The sequence below is a fragment of the Serratia sp. LS-1 genome (genome assembly GCF_003719595.1).
GTDB lineage: Bacteria > Pseudomonadota > Gammaproteobacteria > Enterobacterales > Enterobacteriaceae > Serratia > Serratia ureilytica.
Genome location: NZ_CP033504.1, coordinates 3,185,561 through 3,201,478 on the forward strand (window position 1 = coordinate 3,185,561; position 15,918 = coordinate 3,201,478).

Consider the following 15,918-nt stretch of genomic DNA (forward strand, 5'->3'; position numbering starts at 1 on the left):
GGCCGACCGATGCTGATGAAACACACCGCCACGGTACGTTGGCAACTCTGGATAGTGGCGTTCGGCTTCTTTATGCAGACGCTGGATACCACTATCGTCAATACCGCCCTGCCCTCGATGGCCGCCAGCCTGGGGGAGAACCCGCTGCGCATGCAGTCGGTGATCGTCGCCTATGTGCTGACGGTGGCGGTGACGCTGCCGGCCAGCGGCTGGCTGGCTGACAAGGTCGGCGTACAGCGGGTGTTTTTCAGCGCCATCGTGCTGTTTACCCTCGGCTCCCTCCTCTGCGCCCGCTCGGCAACCCTGAACGAGCTGATCGCCTCGCGCGTGCTTCAGGGCATCGGCGGCGCGATGATGGTGCCGGTCGGCCGCCTGACGGTGATGAAGATCGTGCCGCGCGAGCAGTACATGGCGGCGATGACCTTCGTGACGCTGCCGGGCCAGATCGGCCCGCTGATGGGGCCGGCGCTGGGCGGACTTCTGGTGCAATACGCCAGCTGGCACTGGATTTTCCTGATCAATATTCCGGTGGGCATCGTGGGCGCCATCGCCACGCTGCTGCTGATGCCCAACTACCAAATGCAGACCCGCCGTTTCGATCTCAGCGGCTTTTTCCTGCTGGCGATCGGCATGGCGTCGCTGACGCTGGCGCTCGACGGCCACAAAGGCATGGGCCTGACCGGCGGCGCCATCGCCGGCCTGGTGGCGCTGGGCGCGGCGGCGTTGTTGGGGTATGTTTGGCATGCCTACGGCAATAGCCGCGCCCTGTTCTCGCTGCGGCTGCTGCGCACCCCGACCTACAAGATCGGGCTGCTGGCCAGTCTGCTGGGGCGCATCGGCAGCGGCATGCTGCCGTTCATGACACCGCTGTTTCTGCAGGTGGGCATGGGCTTCACGCCGTTCCACGCCGGGCTGATGATGATCCCGATGATCATCGGCAGCATGGGCATGAAGCGCATCGTGGTGCAGGTGGTCAACCGCTTCGGCTACCGCAACGTGCTGGTGGCCGCCACGCTGCTGCTGGCGCTGGTCAGCCTGAGTTTCCTGCTGGCGGCGATGCTCGGCTGGCTGTGGCTGCTGCCGGTGATACTGTTCTTCCAGGGGATGGTCAACGCATTGCGCTTCTCGGCGATGAATACCCTGACGCTGAAAGACCTGCCGGACCGGCTGGCCAGCAGCGGCAACAGCCTGTTGTCGATGGTCATGCAGCTGTCGATGAGCCTCGGCGTCAGCGTCGCCGGCATCTTGATCGGCAGCTTCGCCCATCACCAGGCGGTGGCCGACAGCCCGGCCATCCACAGCGCATTTATTTACAGCTACTGCTGTATGGCGTTGATTATCGCCCTGCCCGCGCTGGCCTTCGCGCGCGTGCCGGCGGATAGCGCGCCTAACCGCACGCTGGCCAAAGAGCCGGGCACCGGCTCAACGAGGTTGCAATGAAGATAGGCATTACCGGGAAGCTGTTCCTGGCCATTTTCGCCACCTGCATGCTGGTGTTGATCACCATGCACTGGGGGGTGCGCGTCAGCTTTGAGCGCGGTTTTATCGACTACATCAAGAGCAGTAACGAGCAGCGCATCAACATGCTGAGCGAAGCGCTGGAGGAGCAGTACAGCCATCATGGCAACTGGATATTCCTGCGCAACAACGATCAGGTGGTCTACCAAATCATGCGTTCGTTCGAGCAGAACAGCGACAGCAGCCACAACCTGCCGCCCAAGGGCTGGCGCACCCAGTTTTGGGTGGTGGACAGCCAGTTCAATCGGCTGGTCGGGCATTCCGGCCCGTTGCCGAAAGAGGGGCCGCGCCACCCGATCCGCTACAACAACGAGATCGTCGGTTGGGTGCTCACTACCCCGGTCGAACGCCTGACGCGCAATACCGACATCAACTTCGATCGCCAGCAGCGCCGCACCAGCTGGATCATCGTCGCGCTCTCCACCCTGCTGGCGGCGGCGGTGACCTGGCTACTGTCGCGCGGCATGCTGGCCCCGGTTAAACGCCTGGTGGCGGGCACCCATCGATTGGCGGCGGGCGACTTCACCGCCCGCGTGGCGGTCAGCAGCCAGGATGAGCTGGGCAGGCTGGCGCACGACTTCAACCAGTTGGCCACCTCGCTGGAGAAAAATGAACAGATGCGCCGCGCCTTTATGGCCGACGTGTCGCACGAACTGCGCACGCCGCTGGCGGTGCTGCGCGGCGAGCTGGAGGCGCTGCAGGACGGCGTGCGCCAGCCGACGCCCGCGTCGCTCAGCTCGCTGCAGGCCGAGGTGTCCACCCTGACCAAACTGGTCGACGACCTGCACCAGCTTTCGCTCTCCGATCTCGGCGCGCTGGCCTATCGCAAATCGTCGGTGGACTGCGTGCATCTGCTGCAGATCGCCGTCGCCGCCTTCCGCGAGCGCTTTCGCGCCAAAGGGCTGGAGATCGTCACCCATCTGCCGCCCCAGGCGCCGCTGTTCGGCGATCCCGATCGCCTGAATCAGCTGTTCAATAACCTGTTGGAAAACAGCCTGCGCTACACCGATGCCGGCGGCCGGCTGGAAATCAGCGCCGAGCTGCAGCCGGGGCGGCTATCCCTCTGCTGGCAGGACAGCGCGCCAGGCATCAGCGATCAGCAACTGACGCGCATTTTCGAACGTTTCTACCGGGCGGAAGGCTCGCGCAACCGCGCCAGCGGCGGTTCCGGATTGGGGCTGGCGATCTGCCACAACATCGTGGAAGCGCACGACGGGAAAATCCGCGCCGAGCATTCGCCTTTAGGCGGCGTGCGCATTACAGTAGAATTTGCTACCCCGATAAAAAATAAGGCGCCCTGATGGACATTCAGAATCAACCCGTGCAGATCATGATTGTTGAAGATGAGCCCAAGCTGGGCCAGCTGCTGGTGGATTATCTGCAGGCGGCGGGCTACGCCACCCGTTGGCTGACCAACGGCAACGAAGTGGTGCCGACCGTGCACCAGCATCCGCCGGCGCTGATCTTGCTCGATCTGATGCTGCCGGGCGCCGATGGGCTGACGGTGTGCCGCGAGCTGCGCCGCTTCAGCGACGTACCGATCGTGATGGTGACAGCGAAAATCGAAGAGATTGACCGCCTGCTGGGGCTGGAGATCGGCGCCGACGATTACATCTGCAAACCCTACAGCCCGCGCGAAGTGGTAGCGCGGGTGAAAACCATCCTGCGCCGCAGCTATCGGCCGCAGGAGAATGCGCGGGAAGATGACCTGCTGCACATCGATGAACCGCGTTTCCAGGCCAGCTATCAGGGGCAGTTGCTGGATCTGACGCCGGCGGAGTTCCGCCTGCTGAAAACGTTGGCCAGCCAGCCGGGCAACGTATTTTCGCGCGAGCAGCTGCTGAACAACCTGTATGACGACTATCGGGTGGTCACCGACCGCACCATCGACAGCCACATCAAAAACCTGCGCCGCAAGCTGGAGCTGATCGACGGGCAAAAATCCTTTATCCGCTCGGTATACGGCGTCGGTTACCGCTGGGAAGCCGAACCCTGCCGGCTGGTGAATGGGGTTTAGGGAAGAGAATCGACCGCGTTCCACCAAGGCGCGCGGTCAGCCACACCCTGTTGTCGCTCATCCGACAGCAGGAAGTCGTGTGGTAGGGCTGTGTTAGCGATCATTCTCAACAGAGGCTCCCAACCTTTATCGCTGCCCTCGCTTTTATCATTTCCTACTGACCGTTCGATTTTTTCCATCCTTGGCGCTCCTGTGCAAAATTTGCCCTATTTTATCTCTGCGAGGTGAACCCGCCAAGATGAAATCGCGAGTGTTCCACGGCTTAGACGTCCCAAATACTGCGCTGCGCAATCACCGCCCCTCCCTTAGCTTCCCGTGCGGCGCCGAGCTTCTCGGGCGAAAACTCCGCGCCGGCGCAAAAAAATTGCGCATTTTTTCGACTAAGCTGCTGTGAGGTTTAGCCACCGATTTTCAAGCGATTGGCTACACTTACATCACGAATCGGAACCTACAGGAGAAGAACCATGGCAATCGGTCATTACGAGCTGAAAAAAGCAAAGAACGGACAGTACCACTTCAACCTGAAAGCCAGTAACGGCGAGATCATTCTGGCCAGCGAGATGTACGCCAGCAAAGCGTCGGCGGAGAACGGCATCGCCTCGGTGCAGACCAATTCGCCGCATGAAGCGCAGTTTGAGCTGAAGCACAGCACCAGCAACCAGCCCTACTTTGTGCTGAAGGCCAAGAACCATCAGGTGATCGGCGTCAGCGAAATGTACAGCTCCGAAAGCGCAGCCAAAAACGGTATCCAGTCGGTGATTAAAAACGGCCCGACCACCGATATTCGCGATTTGAGCGCCTGATCCCCCGTTTCGCCCGCGCGGTGGCCGCCATCGCGCGTTTTCCGTTTGACCGGGATCAATCTCCCTTGAATAAATCCGGTTAACTGCTGATTTTTTGCCGCGCCGCGGCTACAATCCCCCGCTTTTACTGCGCCATCAGGTGGCGTGGTGCTGACCTGAAATCAGACCGAGACACACTATGTTTACACCGGAACTTCTCTCCCCGGCCGGAACGCTGAAAAACATGCGTTACGCCTTCGCCTACGGCGCCGATGCGGTTTACGCCGGCCAGCCGCGCTACAGCCTGCGGGTGCGCAACAACGAGTTCAACCACGAGAATCTGGCGCAGGGCATCAACGAAGCGCACGCGCTGGGTAAAAAATTCTACGTGGTGGTCAACATCGCCCCGCACAACGCCAAGCTGAAAACCTTCCTGCGCGATCTGAAACCAGTAGTCGATATGGGCCCGGATGCGCTGATCATGTCCGATCCTGGCCTGATCATGATGGTGCGCGAAGCCTTCCCGCAGATGGACATCCACCTGTCGGTGCAGGCCAACGCCGTTAACTGGGCGACGGTGAAGTTCTGGAAACAAATGGGCCTGACCCGCGTGATCCTGTCGCGCGAGCTGTCGCTGGAAGAGATCGCCGAGATCCGCGCCGAAGTGCCGGACATGGAGCTGGAGATCTTCGTCCACGGCGCGCTGTGCATGGCCTACTCCGGCCGCTGCCTGCTGTCCGGCTATATCAACAAGCGCGATCCCAACCAGGGCACCTGCACCAACGCCTGCCGTTGGCAGTACAAGGCGGAAGAAGGCAAAGAGGACGACACCGGCAATATCGTGCACCTGCACGAGCCGATCCCGGTGCAGACCGTCGAGCCGACGCTGGGCATCGGCACGCCGACCGACAAGGTATTCATGCTGTCTGAGGCGCAAAAACCAGGCGAATATATGAGCGCCTTCGAGGACGAACACGGCACCTACATCATGAACTCCAAGGATCTGCGCGCCATCCAGCACGTAGAGCGTCTGACGCAGCTCGGCGTGCATTCGTTGAAGATCGAAGGGCGCACCAAGTCCTTTTACTACTGCGCGCGTACCGCCCAGGTCTACCGCCGCGCCATCGACGACGCCGTTGCCGGCAAACCGTTCGATCCGACCCTGCTCACCACGCTGGAAGGCCTGGCGCACCGCGGCTATACCGAAGGCTTCCTGCGCCGCCACGTGCACGAAGCGCAGCAGAACTACGAATACGGCTCTTCGCTCTCCGAGCGCCAGCAGTTCGTCGGCGAGTTCACCGGCGTGCGCCGCGAAGGCTGGGCGGAAGTCGACGTGAAGAATAAATTCTCACTCGGCGACAGCGTCGAGATGATGACGCCGGGCGGCAACGTGCTGTTCACCCTCGAAAGCATGCAAAATAAGAAAGGCGAGCCGATTGAGGTCGCGCCGGGCAACGGCCATATCGTTTATTTGCCGATCCCGCAGGATATCGATCTCAATTATGCTTTGCTGATCCGCAATTTGGCGGAAGAAAATAGCGCCGGAGCCTAACAATGAATCGCCGTCATTCGGCGGCGATTTTTAGCAAATATTAGAATTGGATCACATCAATGTGCCCGCAGCTTGGTTACTATCACGCTGCTTAAAACGAACAACGAAAATATTTGCATAGCAATACTAGGAACCACCTCCTTAGCCGGCCCAATCTCCCTTGGGCTGGCTTTTTCTTTATGGGCCCGCCATTGCCGCCGGCGCGCCTATTTCTCATTACGTTTTCCCGTTATCCATTTTAATAAAAATAATAACGCCACATCGATATATAAATAACGCTATAGCGATTAATCCTGCCGCCATTAAAATTGCGCTTATTGTCAGGTTAAATTCAGATAAATTCGCATCGTCTTCATATTCACGGAGCAATGGGAAATAACCGGAATTAGCTGAATATTCTGATGGCTTGGCGGCCTGGGCTGGTTTATCTTGAGGCATTATTGGTTTTCCGCCGGAGGAGCTCGGCAATGCCTCAACACTCACATGCACCAGCACTGCTTATCATCAACGGCAAGGGCGCCGGCAACGAAGAGCTGCGCCAGGCCGTCAACCGGCTGCGCGAAGAGCAGATAACGCTGCACGTGCGCGTCACCTGGGAGCACGGCGACGCCGCGCGCTACGTCGCGGAAGCCGCTCGGCTCGGCGTAGGCACCGTCGTCGCCGGCGGCGGTGACGGCACCATTAACGAAGTGGCCGCCGCGCTGGCGCAACTGCCGGCGCAAGGTCGGCCGGCGCTGGGCATTTTGCCGCTCGGCACCGCCAACGACTTCGCCATGGCCTGCAACATTCCCCTCTCGCCCGAGCAGGCGCTGCAACTGGCGATCAAGGGACGCTCGGTGCCTATCGATCTGGCCAAGGTCAACGGCGAGCGCTACTTCATCAACATGGCCACCGGCGGCTTCGGCACCCGTATCACCACTGAAACGCCGGAGAAGCTGAAGGCGGCGTTGGGCGGCGTGTCCTACTTCGTTCACGGCTTATTGCGCATGGATACGCTGCAGGCCGACCGCTGTGAAATCCGCGGGCCGGACTTCCGCTGGGCCGGCGAAGCGCTGGTGATCGGCATCGGCAACGGCAAACAGGCCGGCGGCGGCCAGGAACTGTGCCCCAACGCGCTGATTAACGACGGGCAGTTGCAGCTGCGCCTGCTGATCGCCGATGAACTGCTGCCGGCGCTGGTGGCCGCCCTGTTCAACGACGAAGAGAGCAACAGCATCCTCAGCGCCGCGCTGCCGTGGCTGGAGATCGACGCGCCGCATGAGATGACCTTCAACCTCGACGGCGAGCCGCTCAAAGGCCGCCATTTCCGCATCGAAGTGGTGCCGCAGGCCATCGAATGCCGCCTGCCGCCGAACTGCGCCCTGCTGGGCTAATCCGGCTCTGCGCCCGCTCGCCGCTCGGAACACCAAGGCAGGCGAGATCGAACAATCAAGCACTTAGCGCGCCGGGGGCGATCGTCCCCGCGTATTTGGCCTCGCAAATGGCATTTCCTCTCAATCGCATCTATTGTTTGTCCTTGCCGGATCAAGTTCGGTAGTATCGCTTTACAGCTTCAATCACCGCTTTTTTACTTCGCCGGTGGTCAAAAACCCTTGCATTGCCGGTGTATGAAGAAGCTTAATCGGGAGTGAATCATGACTGATATTGTGCAGTTGCTAGGAAAGGAAGCGGAAGATCTGCTGCAACACCGCTGTACCACTATCCCCGCCGAGAATCTCTACCTGCCGGGCGCCGACTTCGTCGACCGCGTAATGATCGATAACAACCGTCCCAACAGCGTGCTGCGTTCGATGCAAACCCTGTTCAACCACGGCCGCCTGGCCGGCACCGGCTACCTGTCGATCCTGCCGGTCGATCAGGGCATCGAGCACTCCGCCGCCGCCTCGTTCGCCGCCAATCCGCTGTATTTCGATCCGAAGAACATCGTCGAGCTGGCGATTGAAGCCGGCTGTAACTGCGTCGCCTCCACCTACGGCGTGCTGGCGTCGGTATCGCGCCGCTATGCGCATAAAATTCCGTTCCTGGTCAAACTCAACCACAACGAAACGCTGAGCTACCCGACCCAGTACGACCAGACCCTGTACGCCAGCGTCGAGCAGGCGTTCAACATGGGCGCAGTGGCGGTTGGCGCCACCATTTACTTCGGCTCCGAGCAGTCGCGCCGCCAGATCGAAGAGATCTCGATCGCCTTCGAGCGCGCGCATGAGCTGGGCATGGTCACGGTGCTGTGGGCCTATCTGCGCAACCCGGCGTTCAACAAGGACGGCGTGGACTACCACTCCAGCGCCGATCTGACCGGCCAGGCCAACCACATCGCCGCCACCATCGGCGCCGACATCGTCAAACAGAAAATGGCCGAAAACAACGGCGGTTACCGCGCGGTGAAATTCGGCTATACCGACGATCGCGTCTACACCAAGCTGACCACCGATCACCCGATCGATCTGGTGCGCTACCAGCTGGCCAACTGCTACATGGGCCGCGCCGGGCTGATCAACTCCGGCGGCGCCGCCGGTGAGAACGATCTGCAGGAATCGGTGCGCACCGCAGTGATCAACAAACGCGCCGGCGGCATGGGCCTGATCCTGGGGCGTAAAGCGTTTAAGAAATCGATGAAAGACGGCGTGGCGCTGATCAACGCCGTACAAGACGCCTACCTGGACAAGAAGGTCACCATCGCCTGATGTGACAGACCGCCTGTCCCAAAGCCCGGTTCGCCGGGCTTTTTTGTGCCCGTTTTCTCCCCCTCGTGCCACAGACCTTCTCTTTCTTTCACTTTAAACTTTCAAAATAAAATATTTATCTTTCAAATTGTGATCCATTTAAAACAAATAGCCCAACAAAGTGACTACTGTAAGGCCCATGGCGACAGAGCCGCCGTTCGCTCCAGGCCATATCAGTCCATTACAGGAGAACATAATGATTGAGCTAATCACCCACGGCGCCGAGTGGTTTATCGGCCTGTTTCAAAAAGGCGGTGAAGTGTTTGTCGGCATGGTGACCGGCATTTTGCCTTTATTGATCAGCCTGTTGGTTATCATGAACGCGCTGATCAAATTTGTTGGCCAGGAACGTATCGAACGATTGGCGCAGCGCTGCGCGGGCAACCCCGTCTCGCGTTATCTGCTGCTGCCGCTGATCGGCACCTTTGTCTTCTGCAACCCGATGACCCTCAGCCTGGGGCGCTTCATGCCGGAGAAATACAAGCCGAGCTACTACGCGGCGGCCTCCTACAGCTGCCACTCGATGAACGGCCTGTTTCCGCACATCAACCCCGGCGAGCTGTTCGTTTACCTCGGCATCGCCAGCGGCCTGACCACCCTCGGCCTGCCGCTCGGCCCGTTGGCGGTGAGCTATTTCCTGGTGGGGCTGTTCACCAACTTCTTCCGCGGCTGGGTCACCGATCTCACCACCAGCCTGTTCGAACGCAAGATGGGCATCCGTCTGGATCGCCAGGTGCAACTTTAATTCGTGGAGTGCAGCATGAGTGCTTATATCCGTATTGAAAAAGGCGCCAGCGGCTGGGGTGGCCCCCTGGAGCTGCCGATAGAGCCCGGCAAGAAAGTGGTGTACATCACCGCCGGCACCCGGCCTTCGATCGTCGATCGCCTCAGCGAATTGACCGGCTGGCCCGCCGTCGACGGTTTCAAAGAGGGCGAGCCGCCGGCGGAAGAGATCGGCGTGGCGGTGATCGACTGCGGCGGCACCCTGCGCTGCGGCCTGTACCCGAAACGCCGTATTCCGACGGTCAACATCCACGCCACCGGCCAGTCCGGCCCGCTGGCGCAGTTTATCCTCGAAGACATCTATGTCTCCGGCGTGCGCGACCACAACATCAGCCGAATCGACGCGACAGAGAACCCACTCGCCGCCGCCGCCGTTGCAGCGCCGCCCAAGGCGCGTGACTACGACACCAGCAAGAAGATCACCGAACAAAGCGACGGGCTGCTGGCGAAGGTCGGCATGGGCATGGGATCGGTGGTGGCGGTGTTCTTCCAGGCCGGGCGCGACACTATCGACACCGTGCTGAAGACCATTCTGCCGTTTATGGCATTCGTCTCGGCCTTGATCGGCATCATCATGGCCTCCGGCCTCGGGGACTTTATCGCTCACGGCCTGACGCCGCTGGCCAACAGCCCGATCGGCCTGGTGACGCTGGCGCTGATCTGCTCATTCCCGCTGCTGTCGCCGTTCCTCGGCCCCGGCGCGGTCATCGCCCAAGTGATCGGCGTGCTGGTCGGGGTGCAGATCGGTCTCGGCCATATTCCGCCGCAGCTGGCGCTGCCCGCGCTGTTCGCCATCAACGCGCAGGCCGCCTGCGATTTCATTCCGGTCGGCCTGTCGCTGGCGGAAGCCAAACAGGACACCGTACGGGTCGGCGTGCCTTCAGTGCTGGTTGGCCGCTTTCTGACCGGCGCGCCAACGGTCCTGATCGCCTGGGCCGCCTCGGCCTTTATTTATCAATAGCATGATTTCCAGGGAGACGTTTATGCACACCATTTTTCATACCACCATCACGCAGATCGGCGGCTGCGCCCGCGACGCGTTGCTGGACAACATGCTGATCACTTTCCGTGAAGGCGCGCCGGCGGATATCGAAGAGTTCTGCTTCATCCACCGCCACGGCGCGACCGCCGGCGAACTGCAGGTGGGCGGCGTGATGGAACTGGCGCAGCAGCGCTACGCCATCACCGCCGTTGGCAGCGTTGCCACGCAGAATCTGCGCGAGCTCGGCCACATCACCGTACGCTTCGACGGCGAAGCCGAAGCCGAATTCCCCGGCTCGATCCACGTTTCCGGCCCGACGCCGACCGATATCCCGTTGGGCAGCACGCTGTCATTTATCGCATAAGGAGTAGACCATGTCTGAAGTAGCTGTAGTGATCGGCGGCGGCCAAACGTTAGGCGCCTTTTTGTCCCACGGGCTGGCGCAGGCCGGCTATCGGGTGGCAGTGGCCGATCTGAACGCCGACAACGCCAATCGGGTGGCGCGGCAGATCAACGAAGAGTACGGCGCAGGCAGCGCCTGCGGTTTTCAGGCCGACGCCACCGACGAGCAGAGCGTGATCGCGCTGGCGGCTGCGGTTGACCGGGAGTTTGGCCAAACCAACCTGCTGGTCTACAGCGCCGGCATCGCCAAGGCGGCGCCGATCACCGACTTCCCGCTGGGCGACTTCGACCGCTCGCTGCAGGTGAACCTGGTGGGCTATTTCCTCTGCGCCCGCGAGTTCTCGCGCCTGATGATCCGCGACGGTATCGCCGGGCGCATCATTCAGATCAACTCCAAGTCCGGCAAGGTCGGCAGCAAGCACAACTCCGGCTACAGCGCCGCCAAGTTCGGCGGCGTGGGGCTGACGCAGTCGCTGGCGCTCGATCTGGCGGAATACGGCATTACCGTGCATTCGCTGATGCTCGGCAACCTGCTGAAATCGCCGATGTTTCAATCGCTGCTGCCGCAGTACGCGCAAAAATTGGGCATCGCGCCGGACCAGGTGGAGCAGTACTACATCGACAAAGTGCCGCTGAAGCGCGGCTGCGACTACCAGGACGTGCTGAACACCCTGCTGTTCTACGCCAGCGATAAGGCCTCTTACTGCACCGGCCAATCGATCAACATCACCGGCGGCCAGGTGATGTTCTGAGGCCACCGACGCCCCCTTCCGCGGAAGGGGGCATAAGGAGAACCCCATGACACAAGCTTTGATCGCCTTCGCGCTGCTGGCCTGGCTGCTGCAAATCGCCTTCGGCTGGTGGCAACTGCAACGTTTCAACCGCGCCTTCGACGGCTTATGCCGACTGGGTGCCGTCGGCGTCGGCCGCTCCGGCGGCCGTTTTCGCCCGCGGGTGGTGCTGGCGCTGGCCTTCGACGCCGATCGGCGGGTGTGCGGCAGCCTGTTGCTGCGCGGCCTGACCGTTTTCGCCCGGCCCCGCCCGCTGCCTCATTTGCACGGTTTGCATCAGCGGGATTTGCGCCCGGATGTGATCTTCCCCGAGGATCGCGCATGCCAGTCTGCACTATCGTTAGCGATTGAACCCAAATCGTGATATTTTCACATTAAAAGGCATTACCTTTCATAGTGAATTATTCAGCGAGGGGAAATGCCCCACTCTTGTGAACGGGAATCGCGATGAAACCAAAGCAGCGGCAGGCCGCTATCCTTGAATATCTGCAGCAGCATGGCAAAACGGCAGTGGACGCCCTGGCCGAGCATTTCTCCACTACCGGCACCACCATCCGCAAAGATCTCACCCTGCTGGAAGAAGAAGGCGAGGTGATCCGCACCTACGGCGGCGTGGTGCTCAGCCGCGACGACGGCGATCAGCCGATCGACCGTAAAACCCATATCAACACCGAGAAAAAACGCCGCATCGCCAGCGCCGCCGTGGCGCTGATCGCCGACGGCGACTCGCTGATCTTCGACGCCGGCAGCACGGTGCTGCAGATGGTGCCGCACCTGGCGCAGTTCAATAACATCACGGTGATGACCAACAGCCTGACCATCGTCAACGCGCTGGTGGAGCTGGATAACGATCAGACCATCCTGATGCCCGGCGGCACCTACCGCAAAAAATCGGCCTCGTTCCACGGCAGCCTGGCCGAATCGGCGTTTCAGCAATTCAGCTTCGACAAGCTGTTTATCGGCGCGGACGGCGTCGATCTCAACGCCGGCGTCACCACCTTCAACGAAGTGCACAACGTCAGCAAAGCGATGTGCGAAGCCGCCGGCCGCATTATTTTGTTGGTGGACTCCTCGAAATTCGGCCGCAAGAGCCCGAACGTGGTGTGCGAACTCAGCGCCGTCGATACGCTGATCACCGACCGAGACATTAACCCCGATTACCTCGCCGCCCTGCAGGCGAAAGGCATCAATATCATTCTGGTAGGAGACCCCGATGAGTAACGCCAACGCCCTGCTCGCCTTCGCCCGCGAAACGCTGGAGATCGAGTTGACCGAAGCGCAGCGCCTGCTGGCGCGCCTGGATGACAATTTCGTCTGCGCCTGCGAGCTGCTGCTGAACTGCCGCGGCAAAGCGGTGATTTCCGGCATCGGCAAGTCCGGCCATATCGGCAAAAAAATCGCCGCGTCGCTGGCCAGCACCGGCACGCCGTCGTTCTTCGTTCATCCGGCGGAGGCGCTGCACGGCGATCTCGGCATGATCGGCGCCGACGACGTGGTGGTGTTCATCTCCTATTCCGGCCGCGCCAAAGAGCTGGACCTGATCCTGCCGCTGCTGGCGGAGAACGGCATTCCGGTGCTCGCCATCACCGGCGGCAAAGAATCGCCGCTGGCGCAGGGCGCGGCCTGCGTACTGGATATCGGCGTCGAGCGCGAAGCCTGCCCGATGGGGCTGGCCCCCACCTCCAGCGCGGTCAACACCCTGATGATGGGCGACGCCCTGGCGATGGCGCTGATGCGCCAGCGCGGTTTCAATGCGGAAGACTTCGCCCGCTCGCACCCGGGCGGCAGCCTGGGGGCGCGCCTGTTGAACCGCGTGCATCACCTGATGCGCACCGGCGATCGCCTGCCGCGCGTGAGCGAAAGCGCCAACGTGATGGAAGCGATGCTGGAACTGAGCCGCACCGGGCTCGGGTTGGTGGCGGTGTGCGACGCGCAGCAGCGGGTAGTGGGCGTGTTTACCGACGGCGACCTGCGCCGCTGGCTGGTGAAAGGCAACAGCCTGCAGGATCCGCTCAGCCCGGCGATCACCCGCCCCGGCTATCGGCTGCCGGAGCAATGGCGCGCCGGCGAGGCGCTGGAGGCGCTGCACGAACAGCACATCAGCGCGGCCCCGGTGGTCGATATGGACGGCGTGCTGGTGGGGGCGCTCAACCTGCACGATCTGCATCAGGCCGGCATCGGCTGATCAACGCCGGGGGCGCCATCACCGGCGCCCCCGGTCAGATCATTTCCAGTCAGGATTGTTCTCGAACTGCTGCTTCAGCAGCGCCTTCATGTCGTCATTCGGCTTGCCGAGCCACTGGTACTTGGCATACTTCTTCGGATGATCGACGGCTTCCGGCCGATCTTCCACTTCCACCCGCACGCCCCAGGCCTGGGATTTATCTGCGCTGAACGCCACGATCAAAAAGTTGTTGCCGCAGTCGTGCGGTTTGCACAGATTGCCGACCAGATACTCTTTGCCCTTCCAGTTCAGATTCTGCGCCGGCGTAGAGGTGCCGACGCCCTTGCGCGCCCAGCCCGGCATCCGCGCCTGGCCTTTGACCATGTTTTGCCAGCTGGCCTGATACCCCGGCTGCTGAATCAAATCCGATGTGGTGACGATCTGCTGAGCGAAGCTGCCCGCGCTGAAGCTGAGCAGTGCGCCGAAGAGGGCGCAACGCAGCGCCTGGTGTCCCGTCATAGTCCTTCTCCCTAGGTTAAATCAGGTTTCGCCCGTAAACCGGGCCTGAACTAGTCAGACCACGGTTGCGGCAAAAAGTTGACTCACCACCAGGCGTGAAAATGATGCACCGGCCCGATGCCGTGCCCCACTTCCAGCGTGTCCGCCTGTTGCAGCGCGTGTTGCAGGTAGTCCTTGGCGGCGGCCACCGTGGCCGCCCAGTCGGCATGGCGCGGGCGCAGCGCCGCCAGCGCGGCCGAGAGCGTGCAACCGGTGCCGTGGGTGTGGCGGGTGGCGACGCGCGGCGCCGTAAAGCGCTGCTCGCCTTCGGCGGTAAACAACCAGTCCGGGCTCTCGCTTTCGCTCAGGTGGCCGCCCTTCATCAGCACCGCCCGACAGCCCATCGCCAGCAGCGCCCGCCCCTGCTCGCGCATCTGCGCTTCATCTTCCGCCGGCGCGCACGCCAGCAGCGCCGCCGCTTCCGGCAGGTTCGGCGTAATGATCGACACCCGCGGCAACAGCTCGCGCCGGATAGACGCCACCGCCTCCGGCGCCAACAGCGGATCGCCGCTTTTCGCCAGCATCACGGTATCCAGCACCACGAATTCCGGCCGGTAATGGCGCAGCCGTTCGGCCACCGCCTGCACGATGTCGGCGTTGGCCAGCATGCCGATCTTGACGCTGTCGATGCGCACGTCGCTGAACACCGAGTCCAGCTGCGCGGCGACGAACGCCGGATCGATGTAATACACCGACTGCACGCCGCGGGTATTTTGCGCCACCAGCGCGGTGATCACCGAGGTGCCGTAGGCGCCGAGCGCCGAGAAGGCCTTCAAATCGGCCTGAATACCGGCGCCGCCGCTGGGATCGGTGCCGGCGATGGTCAGCGCGTTAATGCGTTTCATCACAGATCCTCCCCGCGCAGTTGATACAGCGCATCGAGGAACGCCGGCGTAAAGCTGCCCGGCCCGCCGGCCTGTCTGGCCGCGAGACCGCCGCAGTGGGACATCACCCGGCAGGCGGTCGCCGCGTTGTCCAGGCGATCGCCCGGCAGGGCGCAAAACGCCGCCACGACCGCCGACAGCGCGCAGCCGGTGCCCACCACCCGCGTCATCAGCGGGGAACCGCCTTCGATCGCCCAATCGCGTTGGCCGTCGGTGACGTAATCCACCGCGCCGGTGACCGCCACCACCGCGCCGCTGCGCTGCGCCAGCTCACGCGCGGCGGGCAAGGCCGCCAGCGAATCGTCGCCGCTGTCAACCCCGCGGCCGCTGGCCAGCAACCCGCTGAGCGCCATGATTTCCGAGGCGTTGCCGCGTATCGCCGCCGGTTTCTCGTCCAGCAGCTGTTTAGCAAAGGCGGTGCGGTAGGAGAGCGCGCCGACCGCCACCGGATCCAGCGTCCAGGGCTTGCCGGCCCGATTGGCGGCGGCCACCGCCGCCCGCATCGATTCGGCGCGCAGCGCATTGAGGGTACCGACGTTGATCAGCAGGCCATCGGCCAGCGCGCTGAACTGCGCCGCCTCTTGCGGCTCCACCACCATCGCCGGGGAGGCGCCGAGCGCCAATAGCACGTTGGCGGTCAGCGATTGCACCACTTCGTTGGTCAGGCAGTGGATCAGCGGAGGCCGCTGTTGGAATTGGGTCAGACAGGCCGCGGCGCGCGCGCCGGGTAGTGCATCAGGTCGAGCGATCATATTCCTCCCA

At 62.1% G+C, this 15,918-nt stretch carries 19 protein-coding genes; 14 read left to right on the forward strand and 5 right to left on the reverse strand.

Annotated features, from left to right (window positions below; translation table 11 throughout):
* Positions 1-9 precede the first annotated feature (9 nt).
* The 3 genes from mdtD to baeR are packed head-to-tail and all read left to right on the forward strand — an operon-like array spanning position 10 to position 3,535.
* A complete protein-coding gene (gene mdtD / locus EDY99_RS15275) occupies positions 10-1,440 on the forward strand; it encodes a multidrug transporter subunit MdtD (protein WP_033644060.1) in 1,431 nt (476 codons plus the stop codon).
* Positions 1,437-2,819 carry a two-component system sensor histidine kinase BaeS gene (gene baeS, locus EDY99_RS15280; RefSeq protein WP_033644061.1) on the forward strand — a complete coding sequence of 461 codons (1,383 nt, stop codon included), beginning with the start codon at positions 1,437-1,439 and terminating at the stop codon, positions 2,817-2,819. Before mdtD ends, baeS begins: the two co-directional genes overlap by 4 nt.
* A complete protein-coding gene (gene baeR, locus EDY99_RS15285; RefSeq protein ID WP_033644062.1) occupies positions 2,819-3,535 on the forward strand; it encodes a two-component system response regulator BaeR in 717 nt (238 codons plus the stop codon). The genes baeS and baeR overlap by 1 nt, the downstream gene beginning before the upstream one ends.
* Here baeR and EDY99_RS15290 read toward each other — a convergent pair.
* Positions 3,532-3,714: a hypothetical protein gene (locus EDY99_RS15290; protein ID WP_033644063.1), complete on the reverse strand. Its 183-nt coding sequence runs from the start codon at positions 3,712-3,714 to the stop codon at positions 3,532-3,534. The genes baeR and EDY99_RS15290 overlap by 4 nt on opposite strands.
* 285 nt (positions 3,715-3,999) lie before the next feature.
* Between EDY99_RS15290 and EDY99_RS15295 the strand changes: the two genes are divergently transcribed.
* Together EDY99_RS15295 and yegQ are read left to right on the forward strand one after the other, a co-directional pair.
* Positions 4,000-4,338, forward strand: a complete 339-nt coding sequence (locus EDY99_RS15295) for a YegP family protein (protein ID WP_033644064.1) — start codon at positions 4,000-4,002, stop codon at positions 4,336-4,338.
* Between the two features lie 178 nt (positions 4,339-4,516).
* Positions 4,517-5,869: a tRNA 5-hydroxyuridine modification protein YegQ gene (gene yegQ, locus EDY99_RS15300; protein WP_047574075.1), complete on the forward strand. Its 1,353-nt coding sequence runs from the start codon at positions 4,517-4,519 to the stop codon at positions 5,867-5,869.
* Positions 5,870-6,085: 216 nt separating this feature from the next.
* Here the strand turns inward: yegQ and EDY99_RS24645 are convergent, their stop codons facing one another.
* Positions 6,086-6,307, reverse strand: a complete 222-nt coding sequence (locus EDY99_RS24645; RefSeq protein WP_139120358.1) for a hypothetical protein — start codon at positions 6,305-6,307, stop codon at positions 6,086-6,088.
* Between the two features lie 29 nt (positions 6,308-6,336).
* On the opposite strand from EDY99_RS24645, the gene yegS reads away from it, so the two are divergent.
* The 9 genes from yegS (at position 6,337) to gutQ (ending at position 13,735) form a co-directional block, all read left to right on the forward strand.
* Positions 6,337-7,242: a lipid kinase YegS gene (gene yegS / locus EDY99_RS15305; RefSeq protein WP_033644066.1), complete on the forward strand. Its 906-nt coding sequence runs from the start codon at positions 6,337-6,339 to the stop codon at positions 7,240-7,242.
* Between the two features lie 261 nt (positions 7,243-7,503).
* Positions 7,504-8,553 (forward strand): class I fructose-bisphosphate aldolase, encoded by a 1,050-nt coding sequence (gene fbaB, locus EDY99_RS15310; RefSeq protein ID WP_033644067.1) that lies wholly within the window; start codon positions 7,504-7,506, stop codon positions 8,551-8,553.
* A gap of 235 nt (positions 8,554-8,788) precedes the next feature.
* Positions 8,789-9,337, forward strand: a complete 549-nt coding sequence (locus EDY99_RS15315) for a PTS glucitol/sorbitol transporter subunit IIC (protein WP_004941528.1) — start codon at positions 8,789-8,791, stop codon at positions 9,335-9,337.
* Positions 9,338-9,352: 15 nt separating this feature from the next.
* Positions 9,353-10,336 carry a PTS glucitol/sorbitol transporter subunit IIB gene (locus EDY99_RS15320; RefSeq protein WP_033644068.1) on the forward strand — a complete coding sequence of 328 codons (984 nt, stop codon included), beginning with the start codon at positions 9,353-9,355 and terminating at the stop codon, positions 10,334-10,336.
* 22 nt (positions 10,337-10,358) lie between these two features.
* Positions 10,359-10,721, forward strand: a complete 363-nt coding sequence (gene srlB / locus EDY99_RS15325; RefSeq protein WP_004941520.1) for a PTS glucitol/sorbitol transporter subunit IIA — start codon at positions 10,359-10,361, stop codon at positions 10,719-10,721.
* Between the two features lie 10 nt (positions 10,722-10,731).
* On the forward strand, positions 10,732-11,511 hold the full coding sequence (gene srlD / locus EDY99_RS15330; protein WP_033644069.1) for a sorbitol-6-phosphate dehydrogenase: 780 nt from the start codon (positions 10,732-10,734) through the stop codon (positions 11,509-11,511).
* Between the two features lie 46 nt (positions 11,512-11,557).
* Positions 11,558-11,914, forward strand: coding sequence for a transcriptional regulator GutM (gene gutM / locus EDY99_RS15335; RefSeq protein ID WP_004941515.1), 357 nt, complete (start codon positions 11,558-11,560; stop codon positions 11,912-11,914).
* Between the two features lie 83 nt (positions 11,915-11,997).
* The gene (locus EDY99_RS15340) at positions 11,998-12,771 is read left to right on the forward strand and encodes a DNA-binding transcriptional repressor (RefSeq protein WP_033644070.1); all 774 of its coding nucleotides are present in this window, start codon (positions 11,998-12,000) and stop codon (positions 12,769-12,771) included.
* Entirely contained in the window at positions 12,764-13,735 is a 972-nt protein-coding gene (gutQ, locus tag EDY99_RS15345) for an arabinose-5-phosphate isomerase GutQ (RefSeq protein ID WP_123061892.1), read from the forward strand. Before EDY99_RS15340 ends, gutQ begins: the two co-directional genes overlap by 8 nt.
* 39 nt (positions 13,736-13,774) lie before the next feature.
* Here gutQ and EDY99_RS15350 read toward each other — a convergent pair whose 3' ends face one another.
* The 3 genes from EDY99_RS15350 to thiM all read right to left on the reverse strand — a co-directional run bounded on the left by EDY99_RS15350 (position 13,775) and on the right by thiM (position 15,908).
* The gene (locus EDY99_RS15350) at positions 13,775-14,233 is read right to left on the reverse strand and encodes an inhibitor of vertebrate lysozyme family protein (RefSeq protein WP_033639640.1); all 459 of its coding nucleotides are present in this window, start codon (positions 14,231-14,233) and stop codon (positions 13,775-13,777) included.
* An 83-nt stretch (positions 14,234-14,316) separates the two neighbouring features.
* The gene (gene thiD, locus EDY99_RS15355; protein ID WP_123061893.1) at positions 14,317-15,117 is read right to left on the reverse strand and encodes a bifunctional hydroxymethylpyrimidine kinase/phosphomethylpyrimidine kinase; all 801 of its coding nucleotides are present in this window, start codon (positions 15,115-15,117) and stop codon (positions 14,317-14,319) included.
* Complete coding sequence (gene thiM, locus EDY99_RS15360) at positions 15,117-15,908, reverse strand: hydroxyethylthiazole kinase (protein ID WP_060424900.1); 792 nt, start codon at positions 15,906-15,908, stop codon at positions 15,117-15,119. Before thiM ends, thiD begins: the two co-directional genes overlap by 1 nt.
* Between the last annotated feature and the right edge of the window lie 10 nt (positions 15,909-15,918).